Source organism: Pseudomonas fluvialis (genome assembly GCF_002234375.1).
Classification (GTDB): Bacteria; Pseudomonadota; Gammaproteobacteria; order Pseudomonadales; family Pseudomonadaceae; genus Aquipseudomonas; species Aquipseudomonas fluvialis.
The window spans coordinates 1-25,313 of sequence record NZ_NMQV01000027.1 but is presented as its reverse complement, the minus strand read 5'-3'; the positions used below and the strand labels follow the sequence as shown (position 1 = coordinate 25,313).

Annotated in this window: 27 protein-coding genes; 22 read left to right on the top strand and 5 right to left on the bottom strand. The window is 61.1% G+C overall.

Annotated features, from left to right (window positions below):
- Positions 1-23 precede the first annotated feature (23 nt).
- The 3 genes from secD to CFY91_RS13915 all read left to right on the top strand — a co-directional run bounded on the left by secD (position 24) and on the right by CFY91_RS13915 (position 3,515).
- On the top strand, positions 24-1,886 hold the full coding sequence (gene secD, locus CFY91_RS13925) for a protein translocase subunit SecD (protein ID WP_093986983.1): 1,863 nt from the start codon (positions 24-26) through the stop codon (positions 1,884-1,886).
- Positions 1,887-1,897: 11 nt separating this feature from the next.
- Positions 1,898-2,806: a protein translocase subunit SecF gene (gene secF, locus CFY91_RS13920; protein ID WP_093987033.1), complete on the top strand. Its 909-nt coding sequence runs from the start codon at positions 1,898-1,900 to the stop codon at positions 2,804-2,806.
- Positions 2,807-2,972: 166 nt separating this feature from the next.
- Complete coding sequence (locus CFY91_RS13915) at positions 2,973-3,515, top strand: glycine zipper 2TM domain-containing protein (protein WP_093986982.1); 543 nt, start codon at positions 2,973-2,975, stop codon at positions 3,513-3,515.
- 53 nt (positions 3,516-3,568) lie between these two features.
- Here CFY91_RS13915 and suhB read toward each other — a convergent pair whose 3' ends face one another.
- A complete protein-coding gene (gene suhB, locus CFY91_RS13910; protein ID WP_093986981.1) occupies positions 3,569-4,384 on the bottom strand; it encodes a type III secretion system regulator SuhB in 816 nt (271 codons plus the stop codon).
- Positions 4,385-4,527: 143 nt separating this feature from the next.
- Here suhB and trmJ point away from each other — a divergent pair, with 143 nt between their 5' ends.
- The 19 genes from trmJ (at position 4,528) to der (ending at position 21,156) form a co-directional block, all read left to right on the top strand.
- Positions 4,528-5,301, top strand: coding sequence for a tRNA (cytosine(32)/uridine(32)-2'-O)-methyltransferase TrmJ (gene trmJ, locus CFY91_RS13905; RefSeq protein WP_093986980.1), 774 nt, complete (start codon positions 4,528-4,530; stop codon positions 5,299-5,301).
- A complete protein-coding gene (gene cysE / locus CFY91_RS13900; protein ID WP_093986979.1) occupies positions 5,301-6,083 on the top strand; it encodes a serine O-acetyltransferase in 783 nt (260 codons plus the stop codon). The genes trmJ and cysE overlap by 1 nt, the downstream gene beginning before the upstream one ends.
- A 169-nt stretch (positions 6,084-6,252) precedes the next feature.
- Positions 6,253-6,744 carry a Fe-S cluster assembly transcriptional regulator IscR gene (iscR, locus tag CFY91_RS13895; protein WP_093986978.1) on the top strand — a complete coding sequence of 164 codons (492 nt, stop codon included), beginning with the start codon at positions 6,253-6,255 and terminating at the stop codon, positions 6,742-6,744.
- A gap of 30 nt (positions 6,745-6,774) precedes the next feature.
- Positions 6,775-7,989 carry an IscS subfamily cysteine desulfurase gene (locus CFY91_RS13890; RefSeq protein WP_093986977.1) on the top strand — a complete coding sequence of 405 codons (1,215 nt, stop codon included), beginning with the start codon at positions 6,775-6,777 and terminating at the stop codon, positions 7,987-7,989.
- A 48-nt stretch (positions 7,990-8,037) separates the two neighbouring features.
- Positions 8,038-8,424 (top strand): Fe-S cluster assembly scaffold IscU, encoded by a 387-nt coding sequence (gene iscU, locus CFY91_RS13885; RefSeq protein ID WP_093986976.1) that lies wholly within the window; start codon positions 8,038-8,040, stop codon positions 8,422-8,424.
- 15 nt (positions 8,425-8,439) lie between these two features.
- Complete coding sequence (iscA, locus tag CFY91_RS13880; protein ID WP_093986975.1) at positions 8,440-8,763, top strand: iron-sulfur cluster assembly protein IscA; 324 nt, start codon at positions 8,440-8,442, stop codon at positions 8,761-8,763.
- A 7-nt stretch (positions 8,764-8,770) separates the two neighbouring features.
- Positions 8,771-9,292: a co-chaperone HscB gene (hscB, locus tag CFY91_RS13875; protein WP_093986974.1), complete on the top strand. Its 522-nt coding sequence runs from the start codon at positions 8,771-8,773 to the stop codon at positions 9,290-9,292.
- A 42-nt stretch (positions 9,293-9,334) separates the two neighbouring features.
- Positions 9,335-11,197 carry a Fe-S protein assembly chaperone HscA gene (gene hscA, locus CFY91_RS13870; RefSeq protein ID WP_093986973.1) on the top strand — a complete coding sequence of 621 codons (1,863 nt, stop codon included), beginning with the start codon at positions 9,335-9,337 and terminating at the stop codon, positions 11,195-11,197.
- A 2-nt stretch (positions 11,198-11,199) separates the two neighbouring features.
- Positions 11,200-11,538 (top strand): ISC system 2Fe-2S type ferredoxin, encoded by a 339-nt coding sequence (fdx, locus tag CFY91_RS13865; protein ID WP_093986972.1) that lies wholly within the window; start codon positions 11,200-11,202, stop codon positions 11,536-11,538.
- Positions 11,539-11,547: 9 nt separating this feature from the next.
- A complete protein-coding gene (iscX, locus tag CFY91_RS13860) occupies positions 11,548-11,748 on the top strand; it encodes a Fe-S cluster assembly protein IscX (RefSeq protein WP_093986971.1) in 201 nt (66 codons plus the stop codon).
- Positions 11,749-11,889: 141 nt separating this feature from the next.
- Entirely contained in the window at positions 11,890-12,321 is a 432-nt protein-coding gene (ndk, locus tag CFY91_RS13855) for a nucleoside-diphosphate kinase (protein WP_093986970.1), read from the top strand.
- Between the two features lie 21 nt (positions 12,322-12,342).
- Complete coding sequence (gene rlmN / locus CFY91_RS13850; protein WP_093986969.1) at positions 12,343-13,491, top strand: dual-specificity RNA methyltransferase RlmN; 1,149 nt, start codon at positions 12,343-12,345, stop codon at positions 13,489-13,491.
- A 17-nt stretch (positions 13,492-13,508) separates the two neighbouring features.
- Positions 13,509-14,267, top strand: coding sequence for a type IV pilus biogenesis/stability protein PilW (pilW, locus tag CFY91_RS13845; protein ID WP_093986968.1), 759 nt, complete (start codon positions 13,509-13,511; stop codon positions 14,265-14,267).
- The gene (locus CFY91_RS13840) at positions 14,264-15,361 is read left to right on the top strand and encodes a RodZ domain-containing protein (RefSeq protein ID WP_093986967.1); all 1,098 of its coding nucleotides are present in this window, start codon (positions 14,264-14,266) and stop codon (positions 15,359-15,361) included. The genes pilW and CFY91_RS13840 overlap by 4 nt, the downstream gene beginning before the upstream one ends.
- A gap of 2 nt (positions 15,362-15,363) precedes the next feature.
- Positions 15,364-16,473 (top strand): flavodoxin-dependent (E)-4-hydroxy-3-methylbut-2-enyl-diphosphate synthase, encoded by a 1,110-nt coding sequence (ispG, locus tag CFY91_RS13835; protein WP_093986966.1) that lies wholly within the window; start codon positions 15,364-15,366, stop codon positions 16,471-16,473.
- A 16-nt stretch (positions 16,474-16,489) separates the two neighbouring features.
- Positions 16,490-17,782, top strand: a complete 1,293-nt coding sequence (gene hisS, locus CFY91_RS13830; protein WP_093986965.1) for a histidine--tRNA ligase — start codon at positions 16,490-16,492, stop codon at positions 17,780-17,782.
- Positions 17,783-17,805: 23 nt separating this feature from the next.
- Entirely contained in the window at positions 17,806-18,444 is a 639-nt protein-coding gene (locus tag CFY91_RS13825) for a YfgM family protein (RefSeq protein WP_093986964.1), read from the top strand.
- 1 nt (position 18,445) lies between these two features.
- On the top strand, positions 18,446-19,588 hold the full coding sequence (bamB, locus tag CFY91_RS13820) for an outer membrane protein assembly factor BamB (RefSeq protein WP_195807304.1): 1,143 nt from the start codon (positions 18,446-18,448) through the stop codon (positions 19,586-19,588).
- A gap of 92 nt (positions 19,589-19,680) precedes the next feature.
- On the top strand, positions 19,681-21,156 hold the full coding sequence (gene der, locus CFY91_RS13815) for a ribosome biogenesis GTPase Der (RefSeq protein ID WP_093986962.1): 1,476 nt from the start codon (positions 19,681-19,683) through the stop codon (positions 21,154-21,156).
- 41 nt (positions 21,157-21,197) lie between these two features.
- Here the strand turns inward: der and CFY91_RS13810 are convergent, their stop codons facing one another.
- The 4 genes from CFY91_RS13810 to xseA form a co-directional block, all read right to left on the bottom strand.
- On the bottom strand, positions 21,198-21,569 hold the full coding sequence (locus CFY91_RS13810) for a YidH family protein (protein ID WP_093986961.1): 372 nt from the start codon (positions 21,567-21,569) through the stop codon (positions 21,198-21,200).
- A gap of 5 nt (positions 21,570-21,574) precedes the next feature.
- The gene (leuA, locus tag CFY91_RS13805; protein WP_093986960.1) at positions 21,575-23,245 is read right to left on the bottom strand and encodes a 2-isopropylmalate synthase; all 1,671 of its coding nucleotides are present in this window, start codon (positions 23,243-23,245) and stop codon (positions 21,575-21,577) included.
- Positions 23,246-23,515: 270 nt separating this feature from the next.
- The gene (locus CFY91_RS13800) at positions 23,516-24,337 is read right to left on the bottom strand and encodes a peptidoglycan DD-metalloendopeptidase family protein (RefSeq protein WP_093986959.1); all 822 of its coding nucleotides are present in this window, start codon (positions 24,335-24,337) and stop codon (positions 23,516-23,518) included.
- Between the two features lie 16 nt (positions 24,338-24,353).
- Positions 24,354-25,313: exodeoxyribonuclease VII large subunit (gene xseA / locus CFY91_RS13795; protein ID WP_093986958.1), on the bottom strand; the 960-nt coding region annotated here is incomplete at its 5' end.

Sequence of the window (25,313 nt, the reverse complement as noted above, 5' to 3'; positions counted from 1 at the left end):
CCGCTTCATAAGTGGATAGTGGCATGCTCAACAAGTTTCCTCTGTGGAAATACCTGCTGATCCTGGCGGTGCTGGTGATTGGCTTTATTTATTCGGCACCCAACCTGTATCCGGATGATCCGGCTATCCAGATCAGTGGCAACAGCACGGCGCTGCAGGTCGAGGAAGCGGATCTGCAGCGCGCCAGCCGTGCCTTGCAGGAGGCGGGTATCAGCGTCAAGGCCAGCGAACTGAGCCCGCGTGGCGGCTTGTTGCGCCTGACTGACATGGCTGATCAGTTGCCGGCCAAGGACATCGTGCGTCGCGCCCTCGGGGACGACTATGTGGTGGCGCTTAACCTGGCGCAAACCACGCCGGACTGGCTGCGCAACCTGGGTGGCAGCCCGATGAAGCTGGGTCTGGATTTGTCGGGCGGTGTGCACTTCCTTCTGGAAGTCGATATGGACAAGGCAGTCAGTACGCGTCTTAAGGTCTACGAAAGCGAGATCAAGACCCTGTTGCGCAAGGAGCGCCTGCGTTATCGCAGCCTGCCGGCCCATGAAGAGGGATTCCAGTTGGGCTTTACCGACAGTGCCACGCTGGAAAAGGCGCGTGACCTGGTGCGCAAGAGCTTCAATGACTTTGAGCTGACCACTCTGGAGCGCAACGGTCTGCAAGTGCTGAATTTCCAGCTGAGTCAGCTCAAGTTTGCGGAGATTCGTGAGTACTCGATCAAGCAAAACCTGACCACCGTGCGCAATCGGGTTAACGAACTGGGGGTCGCTGAACCACTGGTGCAGCGCCAGGGTGGCAACCGTATCGTGGTCGAGTTGCCGGGGGTGCAGGATACCGCTGAGGCCAAGCGTATTCTCGGCAAGACCGCCAACCTGGAGTTTCGCCTGGCGGCTGAGCTGGATGCGCCGCGCGCTACCACCGAGTCCTTCGAGTTTCGTCAGGAAGGGCGTGCGCCGGTACTGCTGGAGCGCAGCCTGATCATCACGGGTGATCAAGTGACCGATGCGCAGGCCAGTTTCGATGAAAATGGTCGTCCGCAGGTGAATATCCGTCTGGATGGGCATGGTGGCGAATTGATGAATCGCGCCACGCGTAACAACGTTGGGCGTAGCATGGCGGTCATCTTCATCGAGCAACGCCCGGTTACTCGTTACAGCAAGGAAGTGGTCGACGGCGTCGAGCGCGAAGTTGCTGTGCAGGCGTTCAAGGAAGAAAAGAAAATCATCAGCCTGGCCACCATTCAGTCAGCACTGGGGAGCCAGTTCCGTATTACCGGACTGGATGGTCCGGGCGAGTCTTCCGAGCTGGCCTTGCTGTTGCGAGCCGGCGGCCTGGCTGCACCGATGTATTTTGTCGAAGAGCGCACCATTGGCCCAAGCCTGGGCGCAGAGAACATTACCCTTGGTGTACAGGCTGCGCTGTGGGGCTTCCTGTTCGTCGCGCTGTTCATGATGGCGATCTACAAGAGTTTCGGCCTGCTGGCCAATATTGCCCTGGGCTTCAACATGGTGCTGCTGGTAGCCTTGATGTCGCTGTTCGGCGCCACGCTGACCTTGCCGGGGATCGCCGGGGTTGTGTTGACCATGGGCATGGCGGTGGATGCCAATGTGCTGATTTTTTCGCGGATTCGCGAAGAAATCGCCAATGGCATGAGTATCCAGCGGGCCATTCATGAGGGTTTTGATCGGGCCTTCTCGGCGATCCTGGATGGCAACCTGACCACCTTGCTGGTCGGCGCCATCCTGTTTGCCATGGGTACCGGGCCGATCAAGGGCTTCGCGGTGACCTTGTCGATCGGCATCCTGACGTCGATGTTTACGGCGATCTATGTGACGCGTGGCATGGTCAACCTGATCTACGGTGGTCGTGATCTCAAGAAGCTGTGGATCTAAGGGGCGCAATGATGAATCGTGTTATTAATTTCATGGGCATACGCCATGTGGCGGCTGTCGTGACTTTGTTGCTGACCCTGGCGGCAGTGGGCAGCCTGGCGGTTAAAGGCCTGAATTTTGGTCTGGACTTCACGGGCGGCACCCTGATTGAGCTGGGGTATGAGCGGCCAGCCGATCTGCAGAGCATTCGTGGACAGTTGCAGCGCAGTGGTTACGGTGATGCGGTGGTGCAGAGCTTTGGCGCGACCACCGATGTGCTGGTGCGTATGCCGGGTGACGATCCTGAGTTGGGGAATCGTGTTGCCCAGGCCTTGGAAAAAGCGTCGAGCGATGCCTTTGTAGTCAAGCGTGTCGAGTTCGTTGGGCCGGCAGTGGGTGAAGAGCTGCGCGATCAGGGTGGCATTGCCATGCTGCTGGCGCTGGCCGGCATCCTGGTCTACGTGGCATTCCGCTTCCAGTGGAAGTTCAGTCTGGGGGCCATCCTCTCTCTGGTGCATGATGTGATCATGGTGCTGGGGGTCTTTGCCCTGTTCCAGATTCCCTTCGATCTCACGACGCTGGCTGCAGTGTTGGCGATCATCGGCTATTCGCTCAACGATACGATCGTGGTGTTTGACCGTATCCGTGAGAACTTCCGTCTGCTGCGCAAGGCAGAGTTGATCGAAAACATCAACATTTCCACAACGCAAACCCTGTTGCGTACCTTGGCTACGTCGATCTCTACGCTGTTGGCAGTCGTGGCGTTGATGGTGTTTGGCGGTGAAAGTCTCTGGGGTTTCTCCTTTGCGCTGTGCATCGGCGTGTTGTGTGGCACTTATTCCTCGGTGTACATCGCCAGTATTCTGCTGATTTGGGTGAAGCTCACGCGGGAGGATCTTATTCCGCCTGTGGAGGCTGAAGCGGTCGACGAGCGCCCCTGAGAAGCTGTCATTAACAAGGCCCGGAATATCCGGGCCTTGTGCTATCTGCAGGCTGTGAAACGCTGCGCACTTTGCGGATTTGCCTGGAACATTGTGGCGCGCTGCCGCTCCAAGCCGCTAAGCAGGATAAGCCTGTGCGTGCAGCGATTGAGTGGAGCCAAACAAGATGAACAAATCTATTTTACTAGGTGCCGTGCTGGGTGCTGTAGGTGTCACAGCCGGCGGCGCGATGGCTACCTATGGCTGGGTTTCCGGTCCGCAGTACGCCGAGGTGCTGGCGGTGGCGCCTGCGCTGGAAACGGTAAAAACACCGCGTGAAGTGTGTGAGGATGTGCAGGTCACGCGGCGACGGGCCGTTCAGGACCAGCATCAGATTGCCGGAACGGTGATTGGTGCGGTGGCGGGCGGTTTGCTGGGCAACCAGGTGGGTGGCGGTAATGGCAAGAAACTGGCGACCGTAGCCGGGGCGGCGGCGGGTGGCTATGCCGGTAACAAGGTTCAGGAAGGTATGCAGGCACGTGACACCTATGTCACTACTGAGCGGCGTTGCAAGCAGGTGGTCGATAGTGAGCAGCGTCAGGTCGGTTTCGATGTGCAGGTGCAGCACAAGGGGGCTTTGCGTCAGTTGCGTTTGTCCTACGATCCGGGCAAGCGTATTCCGTTGGATGAGCAAGGCGAATTGCTGCTGGTGCAGCCAGCACAGGGGTGAGCAGGTGTGGTGGTATAAAAAAGCACCCCGAGGGGTGCTTTTTTGTGCCTGGCTCAGCGCTTCAGGCTGGGTGAGAGGTGTGGCTGTATGGCGGTGAGCACCGCCTTGAAGCACTTGGTATTGCCTGCCACGATCTGGCCTTTCTCAAGGAATTCATGGCCGCCGCTGAAGTCACTGACCAGTCCGCCAGCTTCCTGAATCAACAGGGCGCCTGCGGCCATGTCCCACTCGCTCAGGCCGAACTCCCAAAAGGCATCGAAGCGTCCGGCGGCAACATAAGCCAGATCCAGGCTGGCTGCGCCGGCGCGCCGGATGCCGGCAGTCTGGCCGACCAGGCTGCGGAACATGCCCAGGTAGTTGTCCAGGTTGTCCAGCTGGCTGTCGCGGAACGGGAAGCCGGTGCCGAGCAGTGCGCCTTCCAGGCTTTTGCGCTTGCTGACACGCAGGCGACGGCCATTGAGTGCTGCGCCGCGTCCGCGGCTGGCGGTGAACTCTTCCTGGCGTACCGGGTCGACGATGACCGCGTGTTCCAGTCGGCCACGGTACTTGCAGGCGATGCTGACCGCATAGTGGGGGATGCCGCGCAGGAAGTTGGTGGTGCCATCCAGCGGGTCGATGATCCAAAGGTAGTCGGCCCCTTCGCCCTGGCCTTCGCGCAGGCCGCTTTCCTCGGCAAGGATGCCGTGGGTTGGATAAGCCTTGCTCAGTACAGCAATGATGCTTTGCTCGGCAGCGCGGTCGACTTCGCTGACGTAATCCCGGGCGTCTTTTTCACTGACGGCCAGGGCGTCAAGGCGCTCGACGGAACGGATGATCAGTTCGCCGGCGCTACGGGCCGCGCGCAGCGCTATATTCAGCATGGGCTGCATGGGAATCTACCTGGGGTGTTAAAGAAAGCCGATTATTCTACCAGAAAACTCCCTGCCATGTTGAACGGCAGGTGTTTGCGTGGTGTTTGCCGGGGGGCTTGGGTAAGATTTCGCTCCTTTGATCTGCCAGGCGGGCGTACAAGGTGCTGCAGAACATACGTATTGTGCTGGTTAATACCAGCCATCCCGGCAACATCGGCGGTGCTGCCCGGGCCATGAAGAACATGGGGATCAGCAAGTTGGTGCTGGTCGATCCGGTCGAGTTCCCCAGCGGCAAGGCGGTGGCGCGTGCTTCCGGGGCAACCGATGTGCTGGATGCCGCACAGGTCGTGGCGACCCTGGAAGAGGCTTTGGTGGGGTGTAATCTGGTGTTTGGCACCAGCGCCCGAGAACGGCGAATTCCCTGGCCGCTGCTGGATCCGCGGGAAAGTGCCAGTAAGGGGCTTGAAGAGTTGCAGCAGGGTGGAGAAATCGCCCTGGTGTTCGGGCGCGAATATGCCGGGCTGACCAACGAGGAGTTGCAGCGTTGTCAGTACCATGTGCACATCCCTTCGGATCCCGAGTTTGGTTCGCTGAATCTGGCGGCGGCGGTGCAGGTGCTCACCTACGAAATGCGCATGGCCTACCTGGCGGCGCAGGGACAGCCGACCAAGATGAACAAGCTGGAAACCACGGCGATGCTCAATGCTCAGCCTGTGACTGCCGATGAGCTGGAGCGTTTTTATGGGCACCTGGAAAGCACGCTGGTACAGATCGGCTTCCTTGATCCGCTGAAACCGCGCCATTTGATGTCGCGATTGCGTCGTCTGTATGGGCGGGCCGGCATCAGCAAGCTGGAAATGAATATCCTGCGCGGCATTCTCACCGAGACGGAAAAAGTTGCTCGGGGTGAGCCACACAAGCGGAGAGACGATTGATGTTCGAACGTATGCGCGAAGATATCCAGAGCGTGTTCCATCGCGATCCTGCGGCGCGCAGTGCCTTCGAGGTGTTGACCTGCTATCCCGGACTGCACGCGGTCTGGCTGCATCGCCTGGCGCATGCCCTGTGGCGCCATGGCTGGAAGTGGCTGGCGCGGGTGGTGTCGAACTTTGGTCGTTGGTTGACCGGTATCGAAATTCATCCGGGGGCGCGTATCGGGCGACGTTTTTTCATCGATCATGGCATGGGTATCGTGATCGGCGAGACGGCCGAGATTGGTAATGACGTCACCCTGTATCAGGGGGTTACCCTGGGGGGGACCAGTTGGAACAAGGGTAAGCGCCATCCCACCCTTGAAGATGGCGTGGTAGTGGGGGCTGGCGCCAAAGTGCTCGGTCCTTTTACCGTGGGGGCGGGGGCCAAGATTGGCTCCAATGCGGTGGTCACCAAGGCGGTGCCGGCCGGCGCCACGGCGGTGGGTATTCCGGGGCGGATCATTGCCAAGCCTACGGATGAGCAGGAGGCCAAGCGGCAGGCCATTGCTGAGAAGTTTGGCTTCGATGCCTATGGTATGGGGCAAGATATGCCGGACCCGGTGGCTCGTGCGATTGGTCAATTGCTGGATCATCTGCAGGCTGTGGATGATCGTCTGGAGGGCATGTGCAAGGCGCTCACGGCGTTGGGTAGCGACTATTGCGCCAAGTCGTTGCCGCAGTTGCGCGATGAGGATTTCGTGGCGATCAAGGAAGAAGAGCCGACTGCGCCGCGTGCCGAGTGAGTGTTGTTTTGCAGGGTGGGCGTTTTGCTGCGCCTGCTCTGTTATCATGGCGACGTTTCTAGTTGGCGCTTTTGCTTTAATTCCTACTATTTTGCTTGGTCTTATAGTTGACTCAAATGCTGGGGAATTGCATAATCGGCACAACTTAGCGACTCCCCTGGTGCTTGCCATGCGATTGACAACCAAAGGCCGTTACGCTGTCACCGCCATGCTTGATCTGGCGCTGCACGGCCAGCAAGGGCCGGTTTCCCTGGCCGACATCTCCGAGCGCCAGGGTATTTCCCTGTCTTATCTCGAGCAGCTGTTTGCCAAGCTGCGTCGTGGCAATCTGGTTTCCAGTGTGCGTGGGCCGGGCGGTGGCTACCAGTTGGCGCGCGAGCTGGACGGTATTCATGTGGCCCAGGTGATTGATGCCGTGAATGACTCTGTGGATGCCACCCGCTGCCAGGGGCAGGGTGACTGCCAGGGTGGCAATACCTGCCTGACCCATCATCTGTGGTGTGATCTGAGTGATCAGATCCACGCGTTTCTCAGCAATATCAGCCTGGCTGATCTGGTCGCCCGGCGTGAGATTCAGGAAGTGGCCAAGCAGCAGGATACGCGCCACTGTCATGGCAGGATGCCGCACCTGGAGAAGATTCAAGCCTCAGCCATTGACTGAAGGCGCGCCTGCCTGATTTAGGAGAGTTTCATGAAGCTGCCGATCTACCTCGACTATTCCGCTACAACACCGGTTGATCCGCGTGTGGCGGCCAAGATGATGGAATGCCTGACCCTGGATGGTAATTTTGGCAATCCGGCCTCGCGCTCGCATCTGTTTGGCTGGAAGGCCGAGGAGGCTGCCGAAAACGGTCGTCGCCAGGTTGCCGAGCTGGTCAATGCTGATCCGCGCGAGATCGTCTGGACCAGTGGTGCGACAGAGTCCAACAACCTGGCGATCAAAGGTGTGGCGCACTTCTATAGCAGCAAGGGCAAGCACATTGTTACTTCGAAGATCGAGCACAAGGCAGTACTGGATACTTGCCGTCAGCTGGAGCGTGAGGGTTTCGAAGTCACTTATCTGGAGCCGGGCGAGGATGGCCTGATCACTCCGGCGCTGGTCGAGTCGGTGTTGCGTGATGACACCATTCTGGTCTCGATCATGCACGTCAACAATGAAATCGGCACCATCAACGACATCGCGGCGATTGGCGAGCTGACGCGTTCGCGTGGCATTCTGCTGCACTCCGATGCGGCACAGTCAACTGGCAAGGTGGCCATCGACCTGGAGCAGATGAAGGTCGACCTGATGTCCTTCTCGGCGCACAAGACCTATGGCCCCAAAGGTATCGGCGCGCTGTATGTGCGTCGCAAGCCGCGTGTGCGCCTGGAAGCGCAGATGCATGGTGGTGGTCATGAGCGCGGCATGCGTTCGGGTACCCTGGCAACCCATCAGATTGTCGGCATGGGTGAGGCCTTCCGTATCGCCAAGGAAGACATGGCTGCTGACAATCAGCGTATCGCCGCCTTGCGTGATCGCTTCTATCGCCAGGTTGAAGGCATGGAAGAACTGTATCTCAATGGCAGCGCCACGGCGCGCATCCCGCACAACCTGAACCTGAGCTTCAACTACGTCGAAGGCGAGTCGCTGATCATGGCGCTCAAGGACCTGGCGGTATCCTCCGGCTCGGCCTGTACGTCGGCCTCCCTGGAGCCTTCCTATGTGCTGCGCGCCCTGGGGCGCAATGATGAGCTGGCACACAGTTCGATTCGCTTCACTTTTGGCCGTTTCACCACCGAGGAAGAAGTCGATTACGCCGCTGCCAAGGTGCGCGAGGCGGTAGCCAAATTGCGCGAGCTGTCGCCGCTTTGGGATATGTACAAAGAAGGGGTCGATCTGAGCAAGGTCGAGTGGCAGGCACATTAACCAGCAAGTCGCCTGTAGAGCGGCCCTGATGAGTGAGGAGTAAGCAACATGGCATACAGTGAAAAGGTCATCGACCACTACGAAAACCCCCGTAATGTCGGCAAGCTGGATGCTGAAGATCCCCATGTCGGTACCGGTATGGTAGGTGCGCCGGCCTGTGGTGATGTGATGCGTCTGCAGATCAAGGTCAGCGACGAGGGCATCATCGAAGATGCCAAGTTCAAGACCTATGGTTGCGGCTCGGCTATTGCCTCGAGCTCTCTTGCCACTGAGTGGATGAAAGGCAAGACTCTGGACGAGGCTGCGCAGATCAAGAACACCACGATTGCCGAGGAGCTGGCTCTGCCGCCGGTAAAAATCCACTGCTCGGTGCTGGCCGAAGATGCCATCAAGGCAGCGGTGCAGGACTACAAGCAGAAGAACGGCCTGGCCTGAGGCGCGGAGAAGATTATGGCGATCAGCATGACCGAAGCCGCGGCGCGCCATGTGCAGCGTTCGCTGGAGGGGCGCGGCAAAGGGGCTGGCATTCGTCTCGGGGTGAAGACCACGGGTTGTTCGGGGCTGGCCTACGTGCTGGAGTTCGTTGACGAACTGGCTGCTGAAGACCTGGTGTTCGAGAGCCATGGTGTGCGCGTCATCATCGACCCGAAGAGCCTGGTGTACCTTGATGGCACCGAGCTGGACTTTGTCCGCGAGGGGCTGAATGAGGGGTTCAAGTTCAATAACCCCAACGTGCGTGGCGAGTGCGGCTGCGGCGAAAGCTTCAACGTCTGAGGTGTCTGTGGGGCGTCCCTGTCATTTCGCCTTGTTTGAGCTGCAGCCTGCGTTTACGGTGGACCTGCAGCAACTGGCTGCGCGCTATCGTGAGCTGGCGCGCGCCGTGCATCCCGACCGGTTTGCCGATGCGGGCGAGCGCGAGCAACGCCTGGCCTTGCAGCGCGCGGCGGAGCTCAACGAGGCCTATCAGGTGCTCAAGAGTGCGCCGCGGCGTGCCCACTACCTGCTGGGGCTGCAGGGGCATGAGTTGCCCATGGAGGCGACCGTGCAGGATCCGCAGTTTCTTCTGCAGCAGATGGAGCTGCGTGAAGAGCTTGAGTCGCTGCACGAGACGGCCGACTTGGCCGGTGTGGCTGCTTTCAAGCAGCGCCTCAAGGCGGCCCAGCTACATCTGGAAGAACAGTTTGCCCACTGCTGGCAGGATGCCGCGCAACGAGACATGGCTGAGCGCCTGATGCGCCGCATGCAGTTCCTCGACAAGTTGGCGCGTGAAGTGCGTCAGCTGGAAGAACGCCTCGACGATTAATCCAGGCCTGCTCAGGCAGGCTGCTCGATAGACTAGACAAGCATGGCCCTATTGCAGATTGCCGAACCCGGACAGACCCCGCAGCCGCATCAGCGACGCCTGGCCGTAGGCATAGACCTGGGTACCACCAATTCGCTGGTGGCAACCGTGCGCAGTGGCCTGGCAGAGCCCCTGGCCGATGAACAGGGGCGCCTGCTCCTGCCTTCTGCGGTGCGCTATCACGCCGACCGTGTCGAGGTGGGTGTCAGTGCTCGTGAAGCAGCAGCGCAGGATCCGCTCAACAGTATTCTGTCGGTCAAGCGCCTGATGGGGCGTGGTCTGGCCGACGTCAAGCAGCTTGGCGAGCAATTGCCTTACCGTTTCAGTGCTGGTGAATCGAGCATGCCCTTCATCGAGACGGTGCAGGGCGCCAAGAGCCCGGTGGAGGTCTCGGCGGATATCCTCAAGGTGCTGCGCCAGCGCGCCGAGGCCAGTCTGGGTGGTGAGTTGGTGGGGGCGGTGATCACCGTGCCCGCCTACTTCGATGATGCGCAGCGCCAGGCGACCAAGGATGCTGCACGGATTGCCGGTCTCAATGTGTTGCGCCTGCTCAATGAGCCTACCGCGGCGGCAGTGGCCTACGGTCTGGACAAGGGGGCCGAAGGTGTCGTGGCGATCTACGACCTGGGTGGTGGGACGTTTGATATTTCCATCCTGCGCCTGAGTCGCGGCGTTTTCGAAGTGCTGGCTACGGGGGGGGATAGTGCCCTGGGTGGCGATGATTTCGATCACGCCATTGCCGCTTGGATTGTCCAGCAAGCTGGCGGCTCCATGGATCTGTCGCCCGCCGAGCAGCGTTCGCTCCTGCAATGCGCCTGTGCTGCCAAAGAGCGACTCACCGATAGTGAGCAAGTCAGCCTGAGCTATGCGGGTTGGTCGGGTGAGCTGAGCAGAGATGCCTTCAATGTGTTGATCGAGCCCTTGCTGGCGCGCACGCTCAAGGCCTGTCGGCGCGTCGTGCGGGATGCCGGCATCGAGGTGGAAGACGTCGAGGCGGTGGTGATGGTCGGTGGCTCGACGCGCGTGCCGCGCGTGCGTGAAACAGTCGGCGAGCTGTTTGGGCTAACCCCGCTGACCGATATCGATCCTGATCAGGTGGTGGCCATTGGTGCGGCTATCCAGGCTGATACCTTGGCCGGTAACAAGCGCGCCGGTGATGAATTGCTGCTGCTCGACGTGATCCCCCTGTCGCTAGGGCTGGAGACCATGGGTGGGCTGCTGGAAAAAATCATTCCGCGCAATACCACCATTCCTATTGCGCGTGCTCAGGATTTCACGACCTACAAGGATGGCCAGACGGCCATGATGATTCATGTCCTGCAGGGTGAGCGTGAACTGGTCAAGGACTGTCGCTCCTTGGCGCGCTTCGAGTTGCGCGGTATCCCGCCGATGGTGGCGGGAGCAGCGAAGATTCGTGTGACTTTCCAGGTGGATGCCGATGGCCTGCTCGGGGTAAGTGCGCGCGAGCTGTCCAGTGGTGTCGAGGCGAGTATCCAGGTCAAGCCTTCCTATGGCCTGACTGATGGCGAAATCGCCCGTATGTTGCAGGATTCCTTTGCCTACGCGGGTGACGACAAGGCCGCGCGTGCCTTGCGTGAGCAGCAGGTTGAGGCGCAGCGCTTGCTTGAGGCGGTCCAGGCTGCGCTGGATGTGGATGGTGAACGGTTGCTCGACGCTCAGGAACGTGAGGTGATCGAGGTGCATATGCAGCAATTGCGCACGCAGGCGACAGGCAGCGATGTGGCTGCGATCGAGGCGCAGATCAAGCGCCTCTCGCAGATCACCGATGCCTTTGCCGCGCGCCGCATGGATGCCAGTATCAAGGCCGCCCTGGCAGGGCGCCGACTCAACGAAATCGAGGAATAGACATGCCGCAGATCATCTTCCTGCCCCATGCCGAGCATTGCCCGGAGGGGGCGGTGGTTGAAGCCGTTGCTGGCGAAACCGTATTGGATGCGGCCTTGCGCCATGGCATTGACATCGAGCATGCCTGCGAGAAGTCCTGTGCCTGTACGACCTGTCATATCGTGGTGCGTGAAGGCTTTGCGTCGCTGGAGCCTTCCGATGAGCTCGAGGATGACATGTTGGACAAGGCCTGGGGGCTCGAGCCGCAGTCGCGGCTGTCCTGCCAGGCGCAGGTGGCTGACAAGGATCTGGTGGTGGAGATTCCCAAGTACACCATCAACCAGGTATCGGAAGGTCATTGAGGAGTTGCCATGAGCCTGCGTTGGACTGATGTGCTGGAAATTGCCATCGCGTTGTGCGAGGCCCGTCCCGAGGTTGATCCGCGCTACGTCAACTTCGTCGATCTGCATAATTGGGTGCTGGCCCTGCCGGAGTTTGCCGACGACCCGCAGCGCGGCGGCGAGAAGGTTCTGGAAGCCATCCAGATGGCCTGGATCGAAGAACTCGACTAAATCGCTTAGTCCCTGAAGATTATCTCTATCTATCGGCGTCCGTGGCTTGTGCTGCAGACGCCGGTACGCTTTTGCCTGCGAGCTGCGTATAATTCGCGGGTTTTATTTCCTGTGTAACTCTTACTCTTTTGGGAGCTTTCCATGGCTGTTCAACGTACTTTCTCCATCATCAAGCCTGACGCCGTCGCCAAGAACGTCATCGGTGAAATCACCAGCCGCTTCGAGAAGGCCGGCCTGCGTATCGTGGCTTCGAAAATGGTGCAACTGTCCGAGCGCGAAGCGGCTGGCTTCTACGCTGAGCACAGCGAGCGCGGCTTCTTCAAAGATCTGGTGGTCTTCATGACCTCCGGTCCGGTCATTGTGCAGGTTCTGGAAGGCGAAAATGCCATTGCCAAGAACCGTGAACTGATGGGTGCAACCAACCCGAAAGAAGCCGCTGCAGGCACTATCCGTGCTGACTTCGCCGTATCCATCGATGAAAACGCTGTGCATGGTTCCGACTCGGAAGCTTCTGCCGCGCGCGAAATTGCCTATTTCTTCTCCGCCACTGAAGTGTGCGCGCGTATTCGCTAAGCGCGGCGCGAGGGTGAAGCCATGAACACGCAAACGGCAAAGGTCAATCTGCTGGGGCTGACCCAGCAGCAACTGGAAGCGTTCTTCGAACAGCTGGGAGAGAAGCGCTTCCGTGCCGGGCAGGTGATGAAATGGATTCACCATTTTGGTATCGATGACTTCGATGCCATGAGCAATCTCGGCAAGGCTCTGCGCGAAAAGCTCAAGGCCTGTGCCGAGATTCGCGGGCCGGAAGTGGTCAGTCAGGACATTTCCAGCGACGGTACGCGCAAGTGGGTAGTGCGCGTAGCTTCCGGTAGTTGCGTGGAGACCGTCTATATCCCCCAAGGTGGGCGAGGCACGCTGTGTGTGTCGTCGCAAGCCGGTTGCGCCCTGGATTGCAGCTTTTGCTCCACTGGGAAACAAGGTTTCAATAGCGATCTGACCAGTGCCGAGATCATTGGTCAGGTATGGATCGCCAACAAATCGTTTGGCACGGTGCCCGCCAAGATCGATCGCGCCATCACCAATGTGGTGATGATGGGCATGGGCGAGCCGTTGCTGAACTTTGATAACGTGGTCGATGCCATGCAGATCATGATGGATGATCTGGGGTATGGCATCTCCAAGCGCAAGGTTACCCTGTCGACTTCAGGGGTTGCGCCGATGATCGACAGGCTTGCCGAAGTCATCGACGTTTCCCTGGCGTTGTCCCTGCACGCGCCCAACGACGAGTTGCGCAATCAGTTGGTGCCGATCAATCGCAAGTATCCGCTGGCGGTCGTTCTGGATGCCTGCAAGCGCTATATCTCGCGTTTGGGTGAAAAACGTGTGCTGACCGTCGAGTACACCTTGCTCAAGGATGTCAACGATCAGCCAGAGCACGCTGCACAGATGATCGCATTGCTGAAGGATTTTCCTTGCAAGATCAATCTTATTCCGTTTAATCCTTTTCCTTTCTCCGGTTATGAGCGGCCGAGCAACAATGCCATCCGTCGTTTCCAGGATCAGCTGCATCAGGCCGGACACAATGTTACGGTGCGCACCACGCGTGGCGAGGATATCGACGCGGCCTGTGGTCAACTGGTCGGCCAAGTGATGGACCGTACCCGGCGCAGCGAACGTTATATCGCCGTGCGTCAGCTGAGTGACGACGAGGCGGCAATGGGCGAAGCCCTTCGGCATTCCTGAACAAGAAAGGAGCTCCAATGATTGCGCGTGGCAGTTTGTGCTTAGTGGCCGTTCTCTTGGCGGGTTGCACGACCAGTGGCCAGCAGAACCCCCTGCGCACCGCAGAGGGGCGTCAGGAGGCGGTCAGCGCCTATATCCAGCTAGGCATCGGCTATCTGCAGCAAGGCAGTACGGAAAGCGCCAAGGCCCCCTTGAGTGAAGCGCTCAAGCTGGATGCCAGCAATGCCGATGCGCATGTCGCGCTGGCTCTGGTCTACCAAACCGAACTGGAGCCCAAACTGGCGGAAGAGCACTACCGCAAGGCGCTTTCCCAGCGCAAGGGCGATCCGCGTATTCTCAATAACTACGGTAGCTTCCTGTTTGAACAGGAACGCTATGCAGAGGCCTATGAGCGTTTTCAGGAAGCCGGTGCCGACCCGATGTATGGCGAGCGCTCGCGGGTCTTTGAAAATCTCGGCCTGACCGCCCTCAAGCTCAACCAGCGCGAGCAGGCTCGTGAGCATTTCATTCGCGCTACGCGCCTCAATCGTAATCAGCCGCGCTCATTTTTCGAGCTGGCTCAGATGTACTACGCCGATGGCGACTATGTCAGTGCGCGCAGTTATTACCAGTGGTTCTCCAATATTGCCGAACAGAATGCAGCCAGCCTCTTGTTGGGCGTTCGTTTGGCCAACGTCTTCGAGCAGCGTGACCAGGCGGCGACCCTGGGGCTGCAACTGCGTCGTCTTTACCCAGGTACGGCGGAGTACAAGCAATACCTTTCGGAGCAGAAATGAATACGCCGCAAGCGCCTGAACAGGCCGTCGTACGCAGCAATCCCGGGGATACCCTGCGCCAGGCTCGCGAAGCTGCCGGCTTGCGTGTGGCAGATATCGCCCGCGATCTCAACCTGACCGAGCATGTGCTGCGCCTGGTCGAGGCCGGCGAGTTTGAACGCCTGCCGGGACACACCTTCGCGCGTGGCTACGTGCGTGCCTATGCCAAGCGCCTGGGGCTCGATCAGAACCGCCTGGCGCTGGAGTTTGACCAGTACACCGGCACCGATGCCAGCGGCAGTGCCGTGCACAGTATTACCGCGATTAGCGAGCCGGCGCGCCGCTCCCAGCATGTCATGCGTGCGGTGACCTTTATCCTGCTGCTGTGCCTGGCAGGCCTGGCGTTCTTCTGGTGGCAGGAGCAGCGTCCGCAACGCCAGGAGCAGCCGGACGCTCTGGCACAGATTGAAGTCGAAGCGGCTGACGGTACCCTGGAAATCCACAGCCTGGATGCCGAGCCGGAAAACGAGGCGCTGGCCAGCGAACTGGAAGATCAGGCCCAGGCAGCTGCCATGCTGCTTCCGGAGCAGCCTACGCCGGCCAGTGTCGAAGCGTTGACCCAGGATTCCAGCGAGCCGGCGACGCCGCCAGCCAGTGCACCGACACCTGTGGTGGTGGCTGCAGCGCGCCAGGAAGCGCCGGTAACCTTGCCTGTGGCACCTGTGGCACCTGTGGCACCTGTGGCACCTGTGGTCGCCGCACAGCCCGCGGTATCCCCGGCCGCTGCCTTGATCGCCGCCGATCAGGCGCAGAACCAAGCTGCTGCGCCTCAGGTGTCGGTGAGCGAGCCTGTGGTGCCTGCTCTTCCGGCTGGGCATGGTCAGGTAAGCCTGCAGTTTGCCGCAGATTGCTGGATTCAACTGAGTGACGCTCAAGGGCAGGTACTGGCCAGCGGCCTCAAACGTGCCGGTGAGCAGCTGAACCTGACTGGTCAGGCTCCACTGGAGTTGCGTCTGGGCTACGCGCGGGGTGCCAGCGTCAGTTACAACGGCCAGGCCATCGACCTGGCTCCCTTTACCCATGGCGAAACAGCCCGTGTGCGGCTGGGGCAGTAAGCATGCACTGTGAGTCTCCGATCAAACGTCGTGTGTCACGGAAAATCTGGGTAGGCAAGGTGGCCGTGGGTGGCGATGCGCCGATTTCCGTACAGAGCATGACCAATACCAACACCTGTGATGTAGCCGCCACCGTGGCGCAGATCCAGCGCTTGCAGGATGTGGGGGCCGATATCGTACGTGTCTCGGTACCTGACATGGAGGCTGCCGAGGCCTTCGGCAGAATCAAGCAGCAGGTTCAGGTGCCGCTGGTGGCCGACATCCACTTCGACTACCAGATCGCCCTGCGTGTGGCCGAGCTGGGCGTCGATTGCCTGCGCATCAACCCGGGCAATATCGGCCGGGAGGATCGCGTCAAGGCCGTGGTCGAAGCGGCTCGCGACAAGGGCATTCCGATTCGCATCGGGGTCAACGCCGGCTCGCTGGAAAAAGACCTGCAGAAAAAATACGGTGAGCCGACCCCCGAGGCCCTGGTTGAGTCGGCGCTGCGTCACGTCGAGCATCTTGACCGGCTGAACTTCCCCGATTTCAAGGTCAGCGTTAAGGCCTCGGACGTGTTCATGGCCGTTGAGGCCTACCGCCTGCTGGCCAGGCAGATCGAACAGCCCCTGCATCTGGGTATTACCGAGGCCGGTGGGCTGCGCTCCGGAACGGTGAAGTCTGCGGTGGGCCTGGGTATGCTGCTGGCCGACGGGATTGGCGATACCATCCGGGTGTCACTGGCGGCTGACCCGGTGGAAGAGATTCGCGTGGGCTTCGATATTCTCAAGTCATTGCGCCTGCGCTCGCGTGGCATCAACTTCATCGCCTGCCCGAGCTGTTCGCGGCAGAACTTCGATGTGGTGAAGACCATGAACGAGCTGGAGAGCCGTGTCGAAGACCTGCTGGTGCCCATGGATGTGGCGGTGATCGGTTGTGTGGTCAACGGCCCGGGCGAGGCCAAGGAAGCCCATATCGGACTGACCGGCGGCAGCCCCAACCTGATCTACCTGGATGGCAAGCCGGCACACAAGCTGGGTAACGACAATCTGGTGGATGAGTTGGAAAAGCTCATCCGGCAAAAGGCGGCGGAAAAAGCGGCTGCCGATGCCGCGCTGATCGTGCGCGGCTAATCGCTAAGGAATTTTTGTGAGCAAGACCCTGCAAGCCATTCGTGGCATGAATGACCTCCTGCCCGAGCAGACGCCGCTCTGGCGCTATTTCGAAGGGCAGGTAGCCCGCCTGCTGGATGGCTATGGCTATCGCCAGATACGCACGCCGATCGTTGAGTTCACCGAGCTGTTCAAGCGTTCGATTGGTGAAGTCACCGATATCGTCGAAAAGGAAATGTATACCTTCGAGGACCGCAACGGCGACTCGCTGACCCTGCGCCCGGAAGGGACCGCGGCGACGGTGCGGGCGATGATCGAGCACGGTCTGACCGGTGGTGGGCAGCCGCAGAAGCTCTGGTATATCGGTCCGATGTTTCGTCATGAGCGCCCGCAGAAAGGCCGCTACCGGCAGTTCCACCAGATCGGTGTCGAGCTGTTCAATTTTACCGGGCCGGATGTGGATGCCGAGCTGATTGCCCTGACCTGGCGCCTCTGGCAGCAACTGGGGCTGGCTGAGTCGGTGACCCTGGAGCTGAACAGCCTGGGTACTGCACAGTCGCGTGCACGTTACCGCGACGCGCTGGTGGCTTACCTGAGCGAGCGCCTGGATCAGCTGGATGAAGACAGCCAGCGTCGCCTGAAAAGCAATCCGCTGCGTATTCTCGACAGCAAGAATGCCCAGACGCAGGCGCTGCTGGTCGACGCCCCCCGTCTGGAAGACTATCTGGACGAAGAGTCCCGTGCGCATTTCGCCGGCCTGCAGGCGCGTCTGCAGGCGCTGGACATTCCCTATACGCTGAATCCGCGGCTGGTGCGTGGCCTGGACTACTACAGCAAGACGGTCTTCGAGTGGGTCACTGACCAGCTGGGTGCCCAGGGTACGGTATGTGCCGGTGGCCGTTATGACGCGCTGGTCGAGCAGATGGGCGGTAAGCAGACCCCGGCGGTTGGCTTTGCCATGGGTATCGAGCGTCTGGTTCTGTTGCTGGAAACCCTCGGCAAAGTGCCCGACGAACTGGCTCGCCAGGTGGATGTCTACTTCTGCGCTTTTGGCGAGGCGGCCGAGCTGGCTGCCCTGCAGCTCTCTGAACGCCTGCGCGATGCGTTGCCTGGCCTGCGTTTGGCGGTGAACGCCGGGGGCGGTAGCTTCAAGAGCCAGTTCAAGAAAGCCGACAAGAGTGGCGCACATTTCGCGTTGATTCTTGGCGATGAGGAGCTGGCGGCACGTCAGGTGGCGCTCAAGCCGCTGCGCGATGACAGCGAACAACAGACGATCGGCTGGGAGGCTCTGCCTGAGCACCTGGCGGCCTGCCTGGCGCAGGTCAAGTAATTACCTAAGGAGTTTGGCGCAGCATGCAAACCGAAGAAGAACAGATCGCGCAGCTCAAGGAATGGTGGCAGCGCAACGGCAAGCCCCTGTTGGCGGGTGGTGTCCTGGCCGTTGCCGGGGTATTCGGCTGGCAGTACTGGCAGAACTACCAGGCCAGCCAGGCCGCTGCAGCGTCCTATACCTACCAGCAGTTGCTGGAGAACGTGCTGAGCCCTGAAGTGGAGCGTGATACGGCAGAGGTTGTGGAGCTGAGCAACAAGCTGAAGAGCGAGTTTGCCGGTTCGCCCTACAGCCAGTATGGCGCCCTGTTGGCGGCCAAGCTGGCGGTAGAGGCAGGCAAGCTGGACGATGCAGCCGCCGAGTTGCAGGCCGTCGTCGACAAGCCGGCCGATGCCACCCTGGGCGAGTTGGCTCGTCAGCGCCTGGCGCGTGTGCTGGCTGCCCAGGACAAGGCGGAGGAGGGGCTGACCCTGCTCGACGGTGAGGCACCGGCCAGCTATCAGGCCAGTCGCGAAGAGCTGCGTGGCGATCTGCTCAAGCAATTGCAGCGTCCTGCCGAAGCGCGCGAGGCTTACCAGAAGGCACGTGCCGTGCTGGCCGATGATGCGGCGCAGGGTACTTTGCAACTCAAGCTGGATGACCTGGCCGAGGGAGACGCCTGACATGCTGTCGATGAAAAATGCGCTGGTACTGGCGCTGGCCTTGGGTGTCGTGGGGTGTGGCAGCAACAGCAAGAAAGAGCTGCCTCCGGCTGAGTTGCCCAAGTTCGAGCGTGAGGTAAGCCTGAAGAAAGAGTGGAGCCGCTCGATCGGCGTAGGTCAGGGCCGCCTGTATACCCAGCTGACACCTGCGGTGGACGGTGGGCAGATCTTCGCGGCGGATGCTGAAGGGCTGGTCGTCGCCATGGACCGACTGACTGGCAAGGTGCTGTGGAAGAGCGAACTGGATAGCGCCGTGTCGGGCGGCGTCAGCGCCGGTTATGGCCTGGTGTTGTTGGGAACGCTCAAGGGCGATGTAATCGCTCTGGACAGCAGCACCGGCGAAGAGAAATGGCGTGCCAAGGTGCCCAGCGAAGTGCTGGCCGCGCCGGTCAGCAACGGTGATGTGGTGGTTGTGCAGACCCAGGATGACCGTGTGGTGGCATTCGATGCCTACAGCGGCAACCAGCGCTGGATTTTCGACAACACCCCGGCCGTGCTCACCCTGCGTGGTACCGGTGCGCCGCTGGTGACCAACCGCTTTGTGGTGGTCGGCTTGTCCAGCGGTCGCGTGTTGGCCCTGGATGCCCAGCGCGGCTTGCCACTGTGGGAACAGCAGGTCGCGGTTCCGCAGGGCCGCTCTGAACTGGATCGCATCGTGGATATCGACGGTGGACTGCTGATGTCCGCCGGCACCCTCTATGTCTCGACCTACCAGGGGCGTGTCGCCGGTCTGGAACTTGAGTCCGGGCGTATTCTCTGGCAGCGCGAGGCGTCCAGCTATGTGGGCGTAGCCCAGGGCTATGGCAACGTGTATGTCAGCCAGGCCAACGGCACCCTGGAAAGCGTCGATGAGCGCTCCGCCTCGGCGTTGTGGAGCAACGAAGCACTGGCGCGTCGCCAGTTGTCGGCGCCAGAAGTGTTTTCCAGCTACGTAGCGGTCGGTGACCTGGAAGGTTACCTGCACCTGATCAGTCAGGTGGACGGACGCTTTGTCGGTCGTGAGCGGATCGACAGCGCCGGCCTGCGTGCACGTCCGCTGGTGGTGGATGGCTGGTTGTATGCCTATGGTAATGACGGCAAGCTGGTGGCTCTGACCATCAAGTAAGTCGGGCGGGGTGCCTGTAGGCGCCCGGCAATTGTGGCCGCTGCCCTCGCAGCGGCCTTTGTGTTTTCTGGATTCAATGCTGGAGGAGCCCCATGGTTCCGGTAATTGCCCTGGTGGGCCGCCCCAATGTCGGCAAGTCGACGCTGTTCAACCGTCTGACCAAGAGCCGTGATGCCATCGTCGCGGAATACGCCGGCCTGACCCGTGACCGTCAGTATGGCGAGGCCAAGTGGCAGGGTCGCACGTTCATCGTCATCGACACCGGGGGGATTTCCGGCGACGAGGAAGGTATCGACGCCAAGATGGCCGAGCAGTCGCTGTTGGCCATCGAAGAGGCCGATGCCGTGCTGTTCCTGGTCGACGCCAAGGCTGGGCTGACGGCCTCCGATCAGATGATTGGCGAGCACCTGCGCAAGCGCAACAAGCGTTGTTTCGTGGTGGCCAACAAGGTCGACAGCATCGACCCGGATATTGCCCGTGCCGAATTCAGCCCGCTGGGACTGGGTGATGCGGTGCCGATTGCCGCTGCCCATGGTCGCGGCATCAATCCGCTGCTGGAGCTGGCGCTGGGCGAGTTCCCGCGCGATAACGCCGACGCCGAGGAAGAGGGAGCTGAGGAACTGGTGGCTGAAGGCCAGGAAGCCAAGCGTATTCCCGGGCCGAGCGAGAAGGATGGCATCAAGATCGCCATCATCGGCCGGCCGAATGTCGGCAAGTCGACCCTGGTCAACCGCATGCTCGGTGAGGAACGGGTCATCGTCTATGACCAGGCCGGTACGACGCGCGACAGTATCTACATCCCCTTTGAGCGGGGCGAAGAAAAGTACACGCTGATCGATACGGCAGGCGTGCGGCGGCGCGGCAAGATCTTCGAGGCGGTGGAAAAGTTTTCGGTGGTCAAGACCCTGCAGGCCATCCAGGACGCCAACGTGGTGATCTTCGTGATGGACGCTCGCGAAGGGGTGGTTGAGCACGATCTCAACCTGCTCGGCTTCGTGCTGGAAAGTGGCCGCGCACTGGTCATTGCGTTGAACAAGTGGGACGGCATGGAGCAGTCCGAGAAGGATTACGTGAAGACCGAGCTGGAGCGTCGGTTGATGTTCGTCGACTTTGCCGATATCCACTTCATCTCGGCCAAGCATGGCACCGGTGTTGGGCATCTCTACAAGTCGGTACAGACGGCCTTTGCTTCGGCGGTTACCCGCTGGCCAACCAGCCGCCTCACACAAATTCTTGAGGATGCGGTGCGCGAGCACCAGCCGCCGCTGGCCAATGGCCGACGCATCAAATTGCGTTATGCCCACCTGGGCGGGGCCAATCCGCCTATTATCGTCATCCACGGCAATCAGACGGACGCGGTGCCCAAGTCGTACAGCCGTTACCTGGAAAATACCTATCGACGGGTCTTGCGCCTGGTGGGAACGCCGCTACGCATCGAGTACAAGGGCGGGGAAAACCCCTTCGAAGGCAAGAAGAACACCCTTACCGATCGCCAGGTGAACAAGAAGCGCCGTCTGATGAGTCATCACAAGAAGGCCGAGAAGAAGCGCCGCGACAAGAAGCGCTGAGTACAAAAAAGGCTGCCCCAGGGCAGCCTTTTTTGTACGGGTCAGCCGCGCCAGTAGACCAGCCCGCCGGCCAGAGCTAGGCCGAACAAGGCCACCAGGCCGTTGACCCACAGCCCCCAGCGCGCCGCATAGCCGGGTGGAAACTCCTCGGCTGACAGGCTGCGCAGCACGCCCTGGTATTGCCAGGCCGAGTGTGCGCTGCACAGGGCGCCCAGCGCGATGAACAGCACGCCCAGCCAGAAATTCAGGGCCAGGTGGGAAGCTGCCACGCGACCTGGCGAAAGCACCTGGAGCAGCAGGCCGGCGCGTTCAACCACGAAGCCGAAGGCAATCAGCGACAGGCTGGTGCGGTTCCAGGCGAGCAGGGTGCGTTCGGCGGCGAACAGCACCCGTGGATCCTGCAGGTAGGACATGCTGCTCAGGCCGCCTGTGCGTCGGCCTGGCGCAGGCTACGGTTGAGCGCGCTGAACAGGGCGCGGAAACTCGCCGTGGTGAGGTTTTCGTCGATGCCGATACCGTGCAGCGCACGCCCACCGGCGACGCGCAGTTCAATGTAGGCCACGGCTTTGGCATGGCTGCCCGAGCCGATGCTGTGCTCGTGGTAATCCATGATCTCCACGGCTACTGGCAGGCCAGCCACCAGCGCTTCCAGTGGGCCCTTGCCGATGCCGCGCCAGTGACGCAGTTCGCCCACTTCGTCAACGCTGACATCGACCGCCGTGGTGCCGTGTTCTTCTTGCAGGCGATGGCTCTTCAGCAGGTACGGGCTGTCTGCCTGCAAGTACTCGCGCTCCAGCAGGGCGTAGATTTGCTGGGCGGTCATTTCCAGGCCGAGACGATCGGTTTCCTTCTGCACCACCTGGCTGAATTCGATCTGCAGGCGGCGCGGCAGGCTGATGCCGTATTCCTGCTCGAGCAGGAAGGTGATGCCGCCCTTGCCGGACTGGCTGTTGACGCGAATCACCGCCTCATAGTCGCGGCCGATGTCGGCCGGGTCGATCGGCAGGTAGGGCACTTCCCAGATCGCATCGGCCTGCTGCTGGGCGAAGCCCTTGCGGATCGCGTCCTGGTGCGAGCCGGAGAAGGCGGTGTGCACCAGATCACCGACGTAGGGGTGGCGCGGGTGTACCGGCAGCTGGTTGCAGTCCTCCACCAGCTTGCGCACGGCATCGACGTCGGAGAAGTCCAGTTCGGGGTCGACGCCCTGGGTGTAGAGGTTCAGGGCCAGGGTCACCAGGCAGACGTTGCCGGTGCGCTCGCCGTTACCGAACAGGCAGCCTTCCACACGGTCGGCACCGGCCATCACCGCCAGCTCCGAGGCAGCTACGCCGGTGCCACGGTCGTTGTGGGTATGCACGCTGATGATCAGGCTGTCGCGCTGTTTCACCTGGCGGCAGAACCACTCCACCTGGTCGGCGTAGTTGTTCGGCGTGGCGCACTCAACGGTGGCCGGCAGGTTGAGGATCAATTTGTTCGCCGGAGTCGGCTGGAACACCGCGATCACCGCGTTGCACACCTCGACGGCAAAGTCGGTCTCGGTGGAGCTGAACACCTCGGGGGAATATTCGAAGCCCCACTGGGTCTCGGGCGCAGCGGCAGCCAGGCGTTTGATGATCTGCGCGGCGTTGACGGCGATGTCGATCACTCCGGCCTTGTCTTGGTTGAAGACAATCTTGCGAAAGCTCGGCGCGGTAGCGTTGTAGTAGTGGACGATGGCGCGCTTGGCGCCCTTGAGTGACTCGAAGGTGCGGGTGATCAGGTCCTCGCGGGCCTGGGTCAGCACCTGAATGGTCACGTCATCGGGGATGTGGCCGCCTTCGATCAGTTCGCGGACGAAGTCGAAATCGGTCTGCGAGGCCGACGGGAAGCCAACTTCGATTTCCTTCAGGCCGACGGCGACCAGGCACTTGAAGAAGCGCATCTTCTTCTCGGCATCCATCGGCTCGATCAGCGACTGGTTGCCGTCGCGCAGGTCGGTGGACAGCCAGATCGGCGCCTGGGTGATGAGCTTGTCCGGCCAGGTGCGGTCGGGAAGCTGGATCGGGGTAAAGGGGCGGTATTTCTTCGACGGGTCTTTCAGCATGGTCATGGCAAATCCTTGGGCGCGGGGCCTGGTAAAACTCGATAGAGGGCGCAGCGGGGAGGGGTTAGCCACGCAGTCGCGGACTGACCAGGCGCTGGCAGGCGTATTGGCGCAGGAGTATCAGGGTATGGGTCGCGTTCATGCTGGCAACCCTAATGACTTGGGTTAAAGCTGGCAAGTAATGCGGAAAAATTGGAATTATTGATCGCTTTGGTCGTTTTGTTGGATTTTAATGCTTGGAAATTATGGCTTTTAGCGATTTGATTGCGCGAGCGTTCAGGGCTGGAACTGGCCGATAAAAATCGCTGGGTCGACCCGGGCGTCATTCAGACTGACGTTCCAGTGCAGGTGTGGCCCGGTGGCGCGGCCGGTGGCGCCCACTTTGCCGATATGGCCGCCGCGGGCGATCTCGTCACCCAGTTGCGCGTCGATGGCAGATAGATGGCAGAACATGCTGATCAGGCCCTGGCCATGGTCGAGAAACACGGTTTTGCCATTGAAGAAATAGTCGCCGATCAGGATCACCTTGCCGGCCGCCGGCGCCTTGATCGGCGTGCCGCTATTGGCGGCAAAGTCCAGGCCCGAGTGCGGGTTGCGTTCCTCGCCATTGAAAAAGCGGCGCAGGCCGAACGGGCTGGACAGCGGGCCGTTGACCGGTCTGTCGAACAGCAGGTTGCTCGGCTGACGAGGGCTGAACTGCTGGTAGGCACGGGTCTGCTCGGCCAGTTCGCGTTCGATACGCCGCAGGTTGTCGGCATTGGGCGTGACCTGCTGCTGGTTTTTCAGGGTGATGCGTTGCTCGCGGTAATGCTTGCTGCCCACCTGGAAGCTCAACGCCTGGTTGCCATTGACGATGACCTGCTGCGTGCCGGGCTGCACGCTGAGCGGGATGCCAACGATGGCGATCCAACGCTGTCCTTCTTCGCGGATCACCAGTACGGGCTTGTTCTGGTAGTGCACGCCGGGAGGCTGGGCCTGCTCCGGCAGCGCCAGCACCGCTACGCCGCCGGGTACCGGCTTGTGCAGCAGACGAGTTAGAAAGCCTTCGGCCTGAGCGGGCAGGGCGAGACAGAGCAGCAGCAGGCAAAGCAGGCGCATAGGCGGTCCGGTGGGGCTAGTCGAGCAGCGACAGGGTCGCCGGGTGTATGTGGTTGTCCTCGACACGCAGGCTCAGCTGGCCTTCGCCGAGGCGCGCAGTGACACGCTGGCCGGGCTGGGTGTGCTGGGCGCTGCGAATGGCCTGGCCGCGTTCGTCAAGGAGGATGCTGTAGCCGCGGCCGAGGGTAGCCAGTGGGCTGACAATATGCAGTTGTTGGCCAAGGGCCTGCAGTTGCTGGCGCTGCTGGCGCAGCTGGCTGTGCATGGCACGCGGCAGACGGCTGGCCAGGCTGTCCAGTTGCTGGCGCAGCAAGGCCAGGCTACGCCGTGGGTGCTGGGCGGCCAGGCGGGTATCCAGGCGGGTGAGCAGGGCCTGGCGCTGTTGCAGGTGCTGTTGCTGGGCGCGGCGCAGGCGCATGTCCAGGTCGTCGAGACGCTGGGCCTGCTGACGCAGGCGCTCGCCGGGATGGCGCAGACGGCGGGCCAGCCCGTCGAGACGCAGGCGTTGCTGGGCCAGCAGGCCTTGCATGCGCAAGAGCAGGCGGCGCCGCAGGTTATCCAGGCGGCGTTGCAGATCGGCACTGTCCGGGGCCAGCAGTTCGGCGGCAGCCGAGGGCGTTGGTGCGCGCACATCGGCGACGAAGTCGCTGATCGATACATCGGTTTCGTGGCCTACGGCGCTGACCACAGGGGTGATACAGGCCGCCACGGCGCGCGCGACAGCCTCTTCGTTGAAGCACCAGAGGTCTTCCAGTGAGCCACCGCCGCGAGCCAGGATGATCGCATCGAAACCGGCGCGGTCGGCCAGTTGCAGGGCGCGGACGAGCTGTGCGGTGGCCTCGCGGCCCTGCACGGCGCTGGGCACCAGGGTCAGGGCGACCTGCGGGGCACGGCGACGGAATACGCTGATGATGTCGCGGATTACCGCGCCGCTCGGTGAACTGACAATGCCGATGTGCTGCGGGTGGGCGGGTAG